Origin of the sequence: Nocardioides sp. B-3 (assembly GCF_024703895.1) — a bacterium.
GTDB lineage: Bacteria > Actinomycetota > Actinomycetes > Propionibacteriales > Nocardioidaceae > Nocardioides.
The window spans coordinates 678,533-692,151 of record NZ_CP087968.1 but is presented as its reverse complement, the minus strand read 5'-3'; the positions used below and the strand labels follow the sequence as shown (position 1 = coordinate 692,151).

Sequence of the window (13,619 nt, the reverse complement as noted above, 5' to 3'; positions counted from 1 at the left end):
GGCCGTCGATGCCGCCCTCGTAGCGGGTCGCGCCGGGCTGGCGGAGCATCACGATGTAGCGGCCGGCGCCGAGCGCCTGCTCGGGGGTCGCCGTGGTCGCCGTGGAGGCCGGCTCGGCGGTCGCCGCCGTGGCGGCGGCAGTGACCGTGACGCCCGCGACGAGCAGTCCGGCGGAGAGGAGAGCCAAGGAGCGACTGCGCGCTCCCGTGCCCCGAGAGAAGACTGACAAAGGAGACTCCTTGATGGCGTGCCCGGATGGAGAACGCTGTTTCCTCGCGCGTCGATGGGTAGACGATCGGCGAGGCTGCGCAAAGACAACGTCACCGACGTCACACACGTCAAGCATTTCGACGTACCGTCGTCAGACCCGTCGAGCCGTCGGTGGGCGTCAGTCGAAGGCCGACCGCTTCATCGACACGATCCAGCGCCGCCGCGGGTGCTCGGTGAGGGACCACAGCCGGTCGGTCGAGGGCCAGTAGGTCAGGTCCTCGGGCCCCATCGGCATCGCCAGCCGCATCGGCTTGAGCTGACCCGACGACCCGGCATAGATCGTGCCCTGGCACGAACGGCCCGTGCGAGACGGTCACGTGGTAGCGGCCGCCCGCCAGCGCGGCGCCCTGCATCTGCAGCACGCCGCCCTCGTCCACCTCGAGCGGTCGGGAGAACCCGTCGTCACCGGCCTGCAGCTGCCGGGTGGCGGGGTCGAGCTGGTAGCGCGCGAGCCGGTTCGGCGCGGTGCCGATGTTGTACTCGCCCGCCAGCAGGGCCGGCGGGTCGGAGCGGCGGTCGAGGGACAGGAACGAGTAGCGCAGCTGCTCGTGGCCGTCGTCGGTGAAGGCCTTGTAGGTGAAGCGCACGGGCAGGACATAGCGATGGCCGTACGACGACACGCGCTGTCCGTCGAACCCGAGCTCGTCCGGGTGGTCGTCGTCGCCGAGGACCCGCATGATGTCGTCGACCCCGGCGGTGACGAACCCGCGCTTCGTAGCGGCGATGTGGAGGTAGCCGCCGGCCCAGACGATGCCGCCGGCGTGGATGTTCATCGGCCGCAGCTGGAGGTTTCCCTCCCGGTCGAAGACGGGGTTCACCAGCAGGACGTGGCGATACTTCAGCGTCTCGAGGTCGAGGAAGGTCACGCGCGAGCCGCGCTTCACGCCGTCGCGACCGGTGGAGTACCACGTCGTGACGAGCACCTTGCGGCCCTCGATGTCCTCGGTGTCGGAGGAGTCGGCGCTGGTCGAGATGCCCTGCGGGTACCAGTCGTGGTCGCGCCGGTCGTAGGCGTCCCACGTGTAGGCGTCACTCACCGCACGGCCGAGGAGTCGCGCCGGGAGACGGCTGCGACGGGCCCGGTACTTCAGGTCGTCCAGCAGCCCGCCCAGCCCCGTCGGCTCGCCCAGCACCGCGGCCGGGGCCGCGATCTCCCGGACGTTCTCGTCGGTCCGCTGGAGGTGGACTCCTTCGGTCAGCATGGCCACACCGTAATCTCGCACCGTGACAGTCCCGACCCGCACACTCGTCGTGGGGGCCGCGATCTTCCGCGACGGCTCCGTGCTCGCCGCCCGCCGGACCGCCCCCGCCGAGGCCGCAGGTCGCTGGGAGTTCCCCGGCGGCAAGGTCGAGCCGGGCGAGTCGCCCGAGGACGCACTCGTCCGCGAGATCGGCGAGGAGCTCGGGTGCGTCATCGAGGTGACCGGCTGGCTCTCTGGCGTCGCCCTGATCGGGGACCGGCACGAGCTGCGGGTCGCGTGCGCCGTACTCACCGAAGGCGAGCCGACGCCCACCGAGCACGACCTCCTCCGCTGGGTCACCGCGGACGAGCTCGACGACGTCGACTGGCTCGCCCCCGACCGCCCGTTCCTACCTGCCCCGGGCAACAGGCGGCGCGAGAGGATGGCACCGTGAGGGCCATCTTCTTCGACGAGGACGACGCCCGTCAGGTCGTACGCCGACTGGCGGCCAACGGGTTCGAGGCCGCCGCCGAGCGGGGGCCCCGGCCGGCGAGGACGACGAGGAGGGCCACCCGTGGGCGGTCGTCACCGACGCCCCGGACTTCATGGTGGAGCTGCTGGTCGACGAGTTCGACGGCTGGCCCGACACCGGGACCGACGCGCCGGCCCTCCCACCCCTCGTCCTGCCAACCGCACCGAAGCGGATCAAGAAGCCCCTTGACTGACTCTCCCGGGCGCCCGGTCGGAGCGCTCCCGCTCGTCCCGGCCGCCGCATTCGTGCTGGTGTGGTCGTCCGGCTACATCTCCGGCCCGTACGGCGTGCAGCACGTCGCGCCCTTCACGCTGCTGGCGCTCCGGTTCGGCGTCGCCGCCGTGCTCGCGCTGCTCCCGGCACGCATCCTGCGCGGACCGCTGCGCATCGACCGCGGCACGGCGGGCCGGATCGCGCTGACCGGCATCGTGATGAACGCGGTGCAGTTCGGCGCGATGTACCTCGCCTTCGACGCGGGCCTCGGCGCGACCCCGGCCTCCCTGCTGCACGCGCTCACCCCGGTCCTCACGGCCGTGCTGGCCGCGCTCTTCCTGCGCGAGTCGCTGTCTCGCCGACAGGTCGTGGGGTTGGTCATCGGCGTCACCGGCGTGCTGATCGTGCTCGGCCCCGACGTCCGGGCGGCGGGCGGACCGGTGGCGATCGGGCTCGCCGTCTTCAGTGCGATCACCCTCAGCCTCGGCACCCTCGGCCAGCGCTGGATCGGCCATGCCCCCGACCCGATCTGGTCGGCGGCGATCCAGTTCTCGGTGTCGGCACCGCCCCTCGCCGTACTCGCCCTCGTGCTCGAGGGCACCCACGCCGTCACCGACCCGCTCCGCGGCGGCATCGCCGTGGCGTTCCCGGCGATCATCAACTCGATCGTCGGCCTGCTCCTGCTGGGTGCGCTCGTACGCCGTGGGGAGCCGGCGCAGGGTCGAGCCTGTTCTTCCTCTCGCCGCCGGTGACGGCGGTGCTCGCCCTGGATCGTGCTGGGCGAGACCCTCGGCCCGCTCGAGCTCATCGGCCCGGTCGTCGCCGTCGTCGGCGTCGCGCTCGGCACCCGCAGTGCCCCACCTAGGCTGGTGTCATGACTGCCGACCTGCATGCGCTCTTCGTGCACGCTCACCCCGACGACGAGACCATCAACAACGGCGCGACCATGGCGAAGTACGTCGCCGAGGGCCGCGGCGTCACCGTCGTGACCTGCACCGCCGGCGAGATGGGCGAGGTGCTGGTCCCCGACCTCGGCCACCTCGCCTACGACAAGGACGGCGGCCCGGGTGAGCGTCGCAAGGAGGAGATCGCAGCCGCGATGGCCCGCCTCGGCGTCACCGACCACCGCTGGCTCGGCGGGTTCGGCCGCTTCCACGACTCCGGGATGGCCCGGCACGAGGACGGTCACGCCGTCGCCGCCGACGTCGTGCCGGACAACGGCTTCTGGCACGCCGATCTCACCGAGGCCGCCGACGAGCTGGTCAAGGAGATCCGCGAGCTGCGCCCGCAGGTGCTCGTGACCTACAACGAGTTCGGCGGCTACGGCCACCCCCGACCACATCCGGGCACACCGGGTCGCGATGTACGCCGCAGTGCTGGCCGCCGCCCCCGACGTACAAGCTCGCACTCGGCACCCCGCACGACATCGCCAAGATCTACTGGTGCGCGATGAGCGAGTCGAAGACCCACGACAGCATCCGGCAGATGCGCGAGGCCGGCGACACCGAGAGCTTCGAGGGCATGGACCCCGACGGCGAGATGGGCCCGTTCATCACGCCCGACGACCAGATCGCGGCGTGCGTCGACGGCTCGGAGTTCGTGCACGCCAAGATGGAGGCGCTCAAGCTGCACCGCACGCAGGTCGACCCGGACGGGCCGTTCTTCGCCGGCGCCGAGTCGGGGCACGCCTTCTGGGGCGAGGAGTTCTACGTCCCGGCCAAGGGCGAGCGCGGGTCGGTGAGCGAGCACGGTTTCGAGACCGACCTCTTCGCCGGCCTGTGAGCTGATGCTCGTCCGGGCGCTGGTGGCGCTCGCGCTGTTGGTCGTCGGAGCCGGCGGGGGACTGGCCGCCGCGCTGGTCCACGGCTGGTGGTGGGGGCTCGCCCTCGGCCTTGCCGCAGCCACACTCACGACGCTCGCGCTGCCCGCGGGCGGTTGGCGGTTCGCCTTCATGCTGGGCTGGTTCGGCGCGATCGCCTACGTCGTGCTGCCCCGTGCCGAAGGTGACTACCTGATCCCCAGCTCGACGTCGGGCTACGGCCTCCTCGGCGGCTCGTTCCCGGTCTTCCGGTCGCGCTGGCGACCGTGCCGAATCGTCGTCGCGCGCCGCGAGGATCCGGGCGTTTCGCCACCCGTTACCTAGGATCACACCGTGTCGATCCTCCCCAGCACCGATGACCACACCGATGATGCCGCCGCCGACAAGTCCGGCGGCCGGATCGTCCTGTGGCTGTTGCTGGGGCTCGGCCTGCTGATCGGCGGGGCCTATGTGGGTGCGCACTACGCCGCCGCCGACAAGGTCGCGCGCGGCACCACCGTCTCCGGCGTCAGCATCGGCGGGCACCCGCAGGCCGAGGCCGCGCAGCGCCTGCAGGCCGGCCTCGCCGACCGGGTCTCCGGCCCGATCGAGGTCACGATCGACGGCAAGCCCGTCAGCATCGACCCGACCGCCGCGGGCATCTCCGTCGACTACGACGCCTCCGTCGCCGAGGCCGGCGGCGAGAGCAGCTGGGACCCGGTCCGACTGTGGAACTACTTCACCGGCGGGCAGGAGTTCGAGGCCGAGGTGACCGTCGACGAGGCCGCGTTCGCGACGGCGCTGGCGGGACTCAACGAGCAGTACGGCGAAGCACCCCGTGAAGGCGCCGTCGGCTTCGACGGCCGATCCATCACGACGGTCAAGCCTCGCGTCGGCCGCGCGCTCGATCCCGCGTCCACTCAGGACGCGCTCGTTGCGGCGTACCTCTCCGAGGACGGGACGCCCGAGCTCGAGCTGACCCAGTCGCAGCCCACGGTCGACGAGGCCGACGTGGCCGCCGCACGCGAGACGTTCGCCAACCCGGCCGTGTCCGACCCGGTGACGCTGAGCTTCGACAAGGCGACGATCAAGCTCTTCCCCCGGGACTACACCCCGGCCCTGAGCCTCGCGCCGGTCGACGGCGCGCTCGTGCCGCAGCTCGACGCGGCGAAGCTGGCCGAGATCGTGTCCGCCAACGTCGTCGCCGAGGGCGCGCCCGTCGACGCCACCGTGGCGCTCGTGGGCGGAGTGCCGAAGGTGATCCGGGCCAAGCCCGGCGTGACCTACGACCGGGCGCAGGTCGACGCCGGCTTCCGGCGCTGGTCGCGGCCCCCGTCGGCGAGCGCACGCTGCAGGTCGACGCGAAGGTCGCGCAGCCCGAGTTCACGACGAAGGACGCCCGGGCGCTCCAGATCAAGGAACGTGTCTCGACCTTCACGACCTACTACCCGTACGCCGAATACCGCAACGTCAACATCGGGCGGGCCGCCGAGCTGGTCAACGGCACGGTGCTCAAGCCCGGCGAGACCTTCAGCCTCAACGACACCGTCGGCGAGCGGACCCGCGAGAACGGCTTCACCGAGGGCTACATCATCCGGGACGGCATCCCGGTCACCGACCTCGGCGGCGGCGTCTCGCAGATGGCGACGACCACCTTCAACGCGATGTTCTTCGCGGGCCTCGAGGACGTCGAGCACAAGCCGCACTCGTTCTACATCGACCGCTACCCGATCGGCCGCGAGGCGACCGTGGCCCGGGGCGCCATCGACCTGCAGTTCAAGAACGACACCCCCTACGGCGTGCTGATCTACGCCAACGTCACCCCGGCTACTCCGACCTCCAGCGGCGTGGTGACCGTCTCGATGTACTCCACGAAGCACTGGAACATCACCACGTCGGAGTCCGAGCGCTACAACATCACCAAGGCCAAGGTGCGCAAGATCGACACCAAGAAGTGCCACGCCAACGAGGGCTACGGCGGCTTCGACATCGACGTCAAGCGCTACTTCGAACCGGTCAGCCCGAACACCGAGACCCGTGAGCCGGAGACTTTCTCCACCACCTACACCCCGTCCGACACGGTGATCTGCACCAACCCGGACGCCGAGGACAACGTCAGCTGACGTTGTCCTCGGCGCCCCGGCTACGGCGCCAGTCGGTTCAGGTCGCGCGGGAACAACGTGACCTCGCGGATGTTGGTCGCTTCCACGAGCCGCGCCACCCAGCGCTCCAGCCCGATCGCGAAGCCGCCGTGCGGCGGGATGCCCCGGCGGAACGCCTCGACGTACGACGCGCACGGCGCCAACGGGTAGCCCCGCTCCGACAGCGTCGCCACGTAGTCGTCGTGCCGGTGCAGCCGCTGGGCGCCGCTGACCAGCTCCAGCCCGCGGAAGATCAGGTCGAAGGACCTCGACCACGTCGGCTCTGCCGGGTCGGGGGTGGCTGTAGAACGCCCGGCTCGCGGTCGGGTAGCCCTCGACCACCACGAAGTCGCTGCCGTGCGTCTCCTTGGCCCGGGCGCCGAGCGCGCGCTCGTGAGCGGGCGCGAGGTCCGGCTCGTCGGCGGGCGCGCCCGCGATCGCGAGAGCCTCGCGGAAGTGCAGGATCGGGAACTCCTCGGGAACCACGGGCACCTCGATGCCGAGCCGCTCGACGGCGGTGGCGGCGCGCTCGTGGATCCCGGCCACCATGCCCGCGACCGTGTCGTGCAGGCACGCGACCACCTCGCGATGGTCCTCGATGAAGCCGAGCTCGACGTCGAGGCTGACGTATTCGGCCGGGTGTCGCACGGTGTCGTGGGGCTCGGCGCGGAACACCGGTCCGACCTCGTAGACCCGCTCGAAGATCCCGACCATGACCTGCTTGTAGAACTGCGGGCTCTGGGCCGGGTAGGCCGGCCTCCCGAAGTAGTCGACCTCGAAGACGTTGGCGCCCGACTCGGTCGCTGACTCGACCAGCTTGGGCGAGTGCACCTCGGTGAAGCCCGCGCCGTCGAGCGACGACCGGAAGCCGTGCAGCGAGGCGGCCGCCAGCTCCCACTTGGCCTTCTGCACGGGGTGGCGCCACGTCGTCGCCGCGTGGTCGAGCAGCACCGGCAAGCTCGCGTCGAGCGCGGGTCGCCAGAGCTCGACGGCCGGTGTGTCGGCGGGGTCGCCGAGCAGCTGGATCGACGCGTCCGTGACCTCGACGCCGCCCGGTGCCTGCGGGTTGGCCGTCGTCGTACCGACGACACGGATCGTCGTCTCCTCGGGTGGCACCTCGGTGCCGGCGGGCAGCACGACCCGGGCCGGAGCCGCTGCGGTCGCGCACGACCGGGGAAGGTGATGCGGGCCAGCTCGCGGCGCCGGTGCACCCAGCCCTCGAGCGTGACGATCGAGCCGGGCTCGGCGGCGGGCAGCGATGAACAGAGCGATCTCATGAGTACCTCCAGTTGGCGTGGCCCCGGAGGTGTGGGCGGGGGCAAGGTCGCGGCGCCACCACACCTTCGCCGAGCAGAAACACTCGGCCTCTCGTCGGTGACGCCGGACGCGCGGATGACCACTCATGCGGGGGTTGTCAGTCCCCTCGGTCGTCGGGTCCCATGGTGAGGTCAGGCATGCCCGCGAGGCAAGTCCGAGCTGGCAATCCGGGAGACCCCGCGGCTTCGAACTGGTGGTGGCAGGAATCTCCCTGCCGCCAACGTCATCAGGAGATCCAGATGAAGAACAGGTCAATGAACGTTCTCGCCGTTGCCATCGCCGCCGCCGCAGGGATCGGCATCGGCACCGTCCTCATGCCCCCCGGCCGCGCAGGCTGGGCACACCAACACCCTCCTCGAGGGTGATCTCGACGGTCGTCAGGAGGTCGCGCCCGACGGGTCTGCGGCCATCGCCGGCGACCCCAATGGCCGCGGCAGCGTCTACGTCTTCGGGATCGACGGAGACCCCACGACCCTCTGCTACGTCCTCGAGGTCTCCAAGATCGCCGAGCTCGAGCTCGCTCCGGGGGCCCCGCGCGCCGCGCACATCCACGAAGGTGCCGCCGGCGCCAACGGCCCGGTCGAGGTCAACCTCGCCCGGCCGCAGGACGGGCAGGCGGCCGACTGCCTGACCGAGGGTGAGGCCGGCAAGGGCCTCGACCCCGGTGAGGTCCGAGAGATCCCGGCCAACCCGTCGTCCTTCTACGTCAACGTCCACAACGGTGAATACCCCGGCGGCGCCATCCGCGCGCAGCTGCACGCCGGGCACTGATCCCGTCGTCGCTTGGACCTGAGTCTCGAGAAGACTCAGGTCCAAGCGCTCATGGCGCCGCGAGGTAGCGGTTGGTGTGGTGGGTGACGAACCCGAGTGGTTCGTACGTCGCCATGCCGGCCCGGTTGTCGGTCTCGACGTGCAGCCGGGCGGTGGTCGCGCCGCGGGTGGCGCCCCAGTCGAGCAGCTCGGCGAGCACTCGCGTGGCGAGCCCCTGACGCCGGTGTGCCGGGTCGACGACGAGGTGGGTGAGGCCGAGCCAGTCTCCATCGACGGACGCCTCGCCCCGGGCGATGACCGGCTCGTCGCCGTACTCAACGCGCAGGCGGTCGCCCTCTTCGATGTAACCGGCGGTTGCACCCACTGAACGGCCGTTGCGTGGGCCGTTCAGTTCCTGCAAACGCCGGTTACATGAGCGCAGGGCCCGCGAGACGGGCGCGAGCTGGGTGTGCGAGTCGCCGTGGCCAAGCGGGGTCCAGCCGAGATCGAGCAGCCCGGCCTCCACCGTCGACCCGAGCTCGATCTGAGCCGGGGGCGGGTCGCTCGAGTCGCGCATAGGCAGCGCGTACGGCGTCGGCGGCCGCCGTCAGGGCGACGCCGGGGTCGCCCATTGCCAGCGCGGAGTTGGCGCGCTTGAGCAGCCGGCCGCCAACCGGGGGAGAGCTCCGAACCAACCACTCGCCGACGGGCTCGCGCAGCATCTCGTCCCAGTGCGCGAAGGAGTGCAGCTCGATGTCGCGGGCCGGGACCCGCTGGCGGACCGAGGCGCGGGGCGGCACCGGCTTGCCGGTGACGATGTCGGCCACCGCGATCCTCACCGGCCCCCTCAGCGAGTCGATCGTCACGAGGCCGTCGGCCCACGCCGTACAGACGCCGAGGACGTCCGTGGCACGACCGTCCGGCAGCAGGTGGCGCACCACGATGCGCGTGCCGACGACGTGCGGACCGAGTTGGTGCCTGCCCACGGTGTGGGGTTCCGGCGCATCGGTCATGTCGAGATACTAAGGTTGGTCGCGTCCCACCCCGTGCCCCCTCAGGAGGATTCGGTGACCTACGTCATCGCCCAGCCGTGCGTCGACCTCAAGGACCGCGCGTGCGTCGACGAGTGCCCCGTCGACTGCATCTACGAGGGCAAGCGCATGCTCTACATCCACCCCGACGAGTGCGTCGACTGCGGCGCCTGCGAACCGGTCTGCCCGGTCGAGGCGATCTTCTACGAGGACGACACCCCGGAGGAGTGGAAGGAGTACTACAAGGCAAACGTGGACTTCTTCGACGACCTCGGCTCGCCCGGTGGCGCCGCCAAGATGGGTGAGATCGACAAGGACCACCCGTTCATCGCCGCGCTGCCTCCCCAAGAGCACGACGAGTGAGCGGCCGGGTCTCGACCCGGCTCCCGGACTTTCCGTGGGACAAGCTCACGTCCTACGCCGCGACCGCGCGCACACCCTGACGGCATCGTCGACCTCTCGATCGGTACGCCCGTCGACCCGACGCCCGCGCTCGTCCAGGGCCGCGCTGCGGGCGGCCGCGGACTCGCCCGGCTACCCCACGACGATCGGGCTGCCCGAGACCCGGCAGGCGGCGATCGACTGGCTGTCGCGCCGCTTCGGCGTGACCGGCCTCGGCCCGGACGGCGTGCTGCCGGTGATCGGCTCCAAGGAGCTGATCGGCTCGATGGCGATCCACCTCGGGATCGGTGCGGGCGACCTGATCGGCTACCCCGCGCTCGCCTACCCGACCTACGAGGTCGGTGCGGCGCTCGCAGGAGCGCGAGCACTCGCCACCGACTCGCTGACCGCCTTCGGCCCCGAGACGCCGCGACTGCTCTGGCTCAACTCGCCGTCCAACCCGACCGGCAAGGTGCTGCCCCTCGAGCACCTGCGCAAGGTCGTCGAGTGGTGCCGCGAGCGCGGCACGATCCCCGGTCTCCGACGAGTGCTACCTCGAGTGCGCCCGGGACACCGAACCGATCAGCGTGCTCCACCCCGACGTCTGCGGCGACTCCCACGAGGGCATCCTCAGCGTCCACTCGCTGTCCAAGCGCTCCAACCTCGCGGGCTACCGCTGCGCGTTCGTCGCCGGCGACCCGGCCCGGTCGGCGAGCTCCTCGCCGTACGCAAGAACCTCGGCCTGCAGATGCCGATGCCGCAGCAGCGCGCCATGATCGCGGCCCTCGACGACGACGCACACGTCGTCGAGCAGCACGCGACGTACGCCGCCCGGCGGGCCAAGCTCAAGGAAGCCCTGCTGCTCGCCGGCTTCACCATCGACCACTCCGAGGCGTCGCTCTACCTGTGGAGCACGCGTGGCGAGGACTGCTGGAGCACCGTCGCCGCGCTGGCCGAGCTCGGCATCCTGGTCGCTCCGGGCGACTTCTACGGCTCGGCCGGTTCACGGCACGTGCGCGTCGCCTTCACCGCCACCGACGAGCGGATCGACGCAGCCGTCGACCGGCTCGCCGGCAGCTGACCCCCTGCCTCAGGAAACGGCTGCCGGGCGCTCCTTCATGTGGTCGATGACGGCCGGGTGCTCGTCCTGCGGACTGAACAGGATCACCTCGGCGTCCTCCTCGACCCGCACGCTGTGCCCGGGCGGCCAGTGGAACAGCTCGTTGCCGACGATGTGCTCGGTCTCGCCGGTGCCGAAGGTCACCGCCAGCGCGCCGGAGATCAGGAAGCCCCAGTGCGGCGACTGGCACAGGTCCCCCTCGAGGCCCACGAGCAGGGGAGCGATGTCGGTCCCGGCAGCCGGGGTGAGGTATTCGGCGCCGAGCGTCGCGCTCGCCACCCCGAAGTCGGACAGCTGGCGGACGGTGGCTCCCGGGACGGCCATCCGGACGGGGATCTCGTGCTTGGGAAGGTGCATGGCTGGTTTCCTCTCGGTTTGCGGGTTCGACACCCCTGAGGCGTGACAGCCGGTGTCACAATGCGACAGTGGCCGACCCGGCAGGTGCGCGTGCAGCACTCGACCGCGGAGACTGGGCAGGTGCACTGACCCTGCTACCGGTCCCCGTGCCCGGTGCGTCCCCCGGATGCGGACGAGTGGGAGGCCCGGGCGCGAGCGGCGTACGGCGCCGGCGAGTTCGAGCACGCGGTGTCGGCCTCGGGAGGCGCTCTACGCCGTACAACGTCAGCAGGGCGACGACGACGCCGCCGGATTCACCGCCGCGACGGTGGCCCTCCACCTCTTGGTCGACAGCGGGTTGATGGCCGCGGTCCGTGGGTGGGTCTCGCGTGCGGAGGCGCTCGTCGACGGTCGGCCCGAAGGTCCCGCCCATGCACTGCTCGCGATGGTGCGGACCTATGAGCGGTTCCTCTCCGGCGATCCCGAAGCGGCGCGGCGCCATGCCGCGCAGGCAGTGGACCTCGGAAACCGGCTGGGAGTCCTGCCGGCGCTCGTGCTCGGTCAGGTGGCCACGGCGCGGCTGATGCTCCACGACGGTGACCTCGAGGTAGGGCTGGCGCAGCTCGACGAGGTGGCGCTGCGCCTGACCGCGGGCGACCCTGGACCCGTTCACGACGGGGATGATGTATTGCGAGCTGGTCTGCGCCGCCCAGAACCTCGGTCTGCACGACCGGGCCGGGGACTGGACGCAGATGATGGAGCAGTGGCGTCACGGCCGGGCGTTCGGTGGCATCCACGGCCGGTGCCGGGTCCACCGGGCCGAGCTGCTGCGGATCTCGGGGCCGATGGACGTGGCCGAGGACGAAGCCCCGGCCGCCTGCTCCGAGCTGCGCCCGTGGATGCGCCGCGAGCTGGGCTGGCCACTGGTCGAGCTGGGCATCATCCGGATGCGACGCGGTGACCTGCAGGGAGCCGAGGAGGCGTTCCTCGAGGCCCACGACCACGCTTGGTCACCACAGCCCCGGTTGGCGCTGCTGCGCCTCGAGCAGGGAGACCTCGCCGCCGCCACCGCGATGGTGGAGGAGGCCGTCGCGCATCCGCCGGACCTGCCGTGGAAGGAGCGCCCGCCTTTCGGCGACCTCCGGCTGGTCCCTCTCCCGGAGGCGCAGGCGGAGATCGCCGCCGCATCCGGAGACCTGACGGCCCTGCAACGGGCTGCCACGGCGCTGGCGCAGGTCGCGCTGCGGGTGCCGGCGGGCACCTTGCCCGCCGCGGCATCGACGGCTGCGGCCCGCCCGGCCCCCGGCCCGCGGGGATGCCGCGGGCGCCGTGCGCCACGCGGTCGCCGGAGTCTCCGCCCGGAGCGAGGCGGGTGCGCCGCACGAGCGCGCCGTGGCACGCATCCTGCTGGGCCGGGCGCACGACCCGGCCCACAACCCTGCTCTGGCCCGGCTGGAGTGGCAGGCGGCACACCGTGATCTCGTGGCCTTCGGCGCCGTACGCCGCGCGGCGGAGGTCGCCACGCTGCTGGGAGGTCAGCACCCGCCGGCCGAGCCTGCCGGTGCTGTGTCCGTGCGATCGGCGACGTTGCGGCGTACCGGAACGGCCCGGTGCCCGGCTCACGAGGGTCACGAGCTGGTCCTCCCCGACCCGGTCGGGCTGGGCTACCCGGCCGGGCTGGTGGCCGAACCCGGACGCGAGTTCCACGTCCTCGACCTCTGCGGTGCCCGCCACGTCGAGCAGGGGCTGCCCGTCCTCGACGACGAGGCCGGGGCCGCCTACCGCCGACGGCTGGCCGAGGTGGAGGACGACATCATCGAGGCGGAGAACGACCTCGACGACGGCCGCCGTGCCCACGCGGAGCAGGATCGCGACTACCTCCCGGCCGAGCTCGGGCGTGCCCTCGGCCCGGGGGGTCGCGATCGGACCACCCACAGCACGTCGCAGCGGGCGCGCACCAGCGTGACCCGCTCCCTGAGGTATGCCCCCGGCGCGCATCGGTGAGCAGGACGCGGAGCTGGGCGCCCACCCGGGCCGCGGCGTCCGGACGGGGCTCTACTGCTGCTACCGGGGCCGATCCCATGGCGAACCTGACGTGGGAGGTCGTGACGGGGGCCTGAGCGTCAGTCACCCGGCTGAGCGCCGTCCTCGATCCTGACAACCAGCTCGTCGCGGTGCAGACCGGTCGCCTCGATCGACGGACGCGGCCGCACCACGCGTGGCTCGTCGGTACGGTCCGCGGCCGCCGCCGGCATCGGGTGCGCCTCGCCGGACTCGTCCGTGTGGACGTCGAAGGCCTCGGCCTGCCGGACCAGCGCGACCGAGACCCGCTCGAGGCGGATCATGGCAAGTCCGCCGTCCTCGCACATCAGCACGACACCACGGCCGTCGACCGCACTCACGGCGCCGTGCAGCCAGTGGCCGTCCACGAGGACGTCCACCGGGACATCGTTCTCGTGCGCGCGGAGCAGGGCGGTTCCGATGGTGTAGACCGTCGACTTCAGCATTGCGGGAGGCTATGGCGGTCGGTGTTCCGCAGACGCCTCCAC

17 protein-coding genes and 2 pseudogenes are annotated in these 13,619 nt (G+C 71.6%); 12 read left to right on the top strand and 7 right to left on the bottom strand.

From position 1 onward, the window contains the following. Positions 1-338: 338 nt before the first annotated feature. Positions 339-1,472, bottom strand: a complete 1,134-nt coding sequence (locus tag LP418_RS04675) for a hypothetical protein (protein WP_257955404.1) — start codon at positions 1,470-1,472, stop codon at positions 339-341. Positions 1,473-1,494: 22 nt separating this feature from the next. Between LP418_RS04675 and LP418_RS04670 the strand changes: the two genes are divergently transcribed. From LP418_RS04670 to LP418_RS04640, 7 genes and pseudogenes are all read left to right on the top strand, one after another. After that, positions 1,495-1,905, top strand: a complete 411-nt coding sequence (locus tag LP418_RS04670) for a (deoxy)nucleoside triphosphate pyrophosphohydrolase (RefSeq protein WP_257955403.1) — start codon at positions 1,495-1,497, stop codon at positions 1,903-1,905. A gap of 263 nt (positions 1,906-2,168) precedes the next feature. Next, positions 2,169-2,948, top strand: a complete 780-nt coding sequence (locus LP418_RS04665; RefSeq protein WP_257955402.1) for a DMT family transporter — start codon at positions 2,169-2,171, stop codon at positions 2,946-2,948. Between the two features lie 122 nt (positions 2,949-3,070). Then, positions 3,071-3,649: a PIG-L family deacetylase gene (locus LP418_RS04660; RefSeq protein WP_257955401.1), complete on the top strand. Its 579-nt coding sequence runs from the start codon at positions 3,071-3,073 to the stop codon at positions 3,647-3,649. Further along, positions 3,646-3,978 carry a hypothetical protein gene (locus tag LP418_RS04655; protein ID WP_257955400.1) on the top strand — a complete coding sequence of 111 codons (333 nt, stop codon included), beginning with the start codon at positions 3,646-3,648 and terminating at the stop codon, positions 3,976-3,978. The genes LP418_RS04660 and LP418_RS04655 overlap by 4 nt, the downstream gene beginning before the upstream one ends. Before the next feature lie 4 nt (positions 3,979-3,982). Next, positions 3,983-4,339 carry a hypothetical protein gene (locus tag LP418_RS04650; protein ID WP_257955399.1) on the top strand — a complete coding sequence of 119 codons (357 nt, stop codon included), beginning with the start codon at positions 3,983-3,985 and terminating at the stop codon, positions 4,337-4,339. Between the two features lie 9 nt (positions 4,340-4,348). Continuing rightward, positions 4,349-4,933 (top strand): annotated as a pseudogene (locus LP418_RS04645) (peptidoglycan binding domain-containing protein); the annotation flags it as partial. A gap of 569 nt (positions 4,934-5,502) precedes the next feature. Further along, on the top strand, positions 5,503-6,117 hold the full coding sequence (locus LP418_RS04640; protein WP_257955398.1) for a VanW family protein: 615 nt from the start codon (positions 5,503-5,505) through the stop codon (positions 6,115-6,117). 20 nt (positions 6,118-6,137) lie between these two features. On the opposite strand, the pseudogene aspS reads toward LP418_RS04640, so the two are convergent. Then, positions 6,138-7,539 (bottom strand): annotated as a pseudogene (gene aspS / locus LP418_RS04630) (aspartate--tRNA(Asn) ligase). 183 nt (positions 7,540-7,722) lie between these two features. On the opposite strand from aspS, the gene LP418_RS04625 reads away from it, so the two are divergent. Further along, complete coding sequence (locus tag LP418_RS04625) at positions 7,723-8,223, top strand: CHRD domain-containing protein (RefSeq protein WP_257955397.1); 501 nt, start codon at positions 7,723-7,725, stop codon at positions 8,221-8,223. Positions 8,224-8,272: 49 nt separating this feature from the next. Here the strand turns inward: LP418_RS04625 and LP418_RS04620 are convergent, their stop codons facing one another. Both LP418_RS04620 and LP418_RS04615 read right to left on the bottom strand, forming a co-directional pair. Then, entirely contained in the window at positions 8,273-8,587 is a 315-nt protein-coding gene (locus tag LP418_RS04620) for a GNAT family N-acetyltransferase (protein ID WP_257955396.1), read from the bottom strand. A 43-nt stretch (positions 8,588-8,630) separates the two neighbouring features. Further along, on the bottom strand, positions 8,631-9,215 hold the full coding sequence (locus tag LP418_RS04615; RefSeq protein WP_257955395.1) for a hypothetical protein: 585 nt from the start codon (positions 9,213-9,215) through the stop codon (positions 8,631-8,633). A gap of 54 nt (positions 9,216-9,269) precedes the next feature. Here LP418_RS04615 and fdxA point away from each other — a divergent pair, with 54 nt between their 5' ends. Both fdxA and LP418_RS04605 read left to right on the top strand, forming a co-directional pair. Continuing rightward, positions 9,270-9,596, top strand: a complete 327-nt coding sequence (gene fdxA / locus LP418_RS04610; RefSeq protein ID WP_257955394.1) for a ferredoxin — start codon at positions 9,270-9,272, stop codon at positions 9,594-9,596. 34 nt (positions 9,597-9,630) lie between these two features. Continuing rightward, a complete protein-coding gene (locus tag LP418_RS04605) occupies positions 9,631-10,695 on the top strand; it encodes an aminotransferase class I/II-fold pyridoxal phosphate-dependent enzyme (RefSeq protein ID WP_336275908.1) in 1,065 nt (354 codons plus the stop codon). Positions 10,696-10,704: 9 nt separating this feature from the next. Here LP418_RS04605 and LP418_RS04600 read toward each other — a convergent pair whose 3' ends face one another. Both LP418_RS04600 and LP418_RS04595 read right to left on the bottom strand, forming a co-directional pair. Beyond that, positions 10,705-11,091, bottom strand: a complete 387-nt coding sequence (locus tag LP418_RS04600; protein ID WP_257955393.1) for a hypothetical protein — start codon at positions 11,089-11,091, stop codon at positions 10,705-10,707. Positions 11,092-11,146: 55 nt separating this feature from the next. Next, entirely contained in the window at positions 11,147-11,743 is a 597-nt protein-coding gene (locus tag LP418_RS04595; protein ID WP_257955392.1) for a hypothetical protein, read from the bottom strand. 7 nt (positions 11,744-11,750) lie between these two features. Between LP418_RS04595 and LP418_RS04590 the strand changes: the two genes are divergently transcribed. Together LP418_RS04590 and LP418_RS04585 are read left to right on the top strand one after the other, a co-directional pair. After that, entirely contained in the window at positions 11,751-12,548 is a 798-nt protein-coding gene (locus tag LP418_RS04590; RefSeq protein ID WP_257955391.1) for a hypothetical protein, read from the top strand. Continuing rightward, positions 12,463-13,074, top strand: a complete 612-nt coding sequence (locus LP418_RS04585; RefSeq protein WP_257955390.1) for a hypothetical protein — start codon at positions 12,463-12,465, stop codon at positions 13,072-13,074. The genes LP418_RS04590 and LP418_RS04585 overlap by 86 nt, the downstream gene beginning before the upstream one ends. Positions 13,075-13,193: 119 nt before the next feature. Here LP418_RS04585 and LP418_RS04580 read toward each other — a convergent pair whose 3' ends face one another. Continuing rightward, on the bottom strand, positions 13,194-13,577 hold the full coding sequence (locus LP418_RS04580) for a hypothetical protein (protein ID WP_257955389.1): 384 nt from the start codon (positions 13,575-13,577) through the stop codon (positions 13,194-13,196). Positions 13,578-13,619 lie beyond the last annotated feature (42 nt).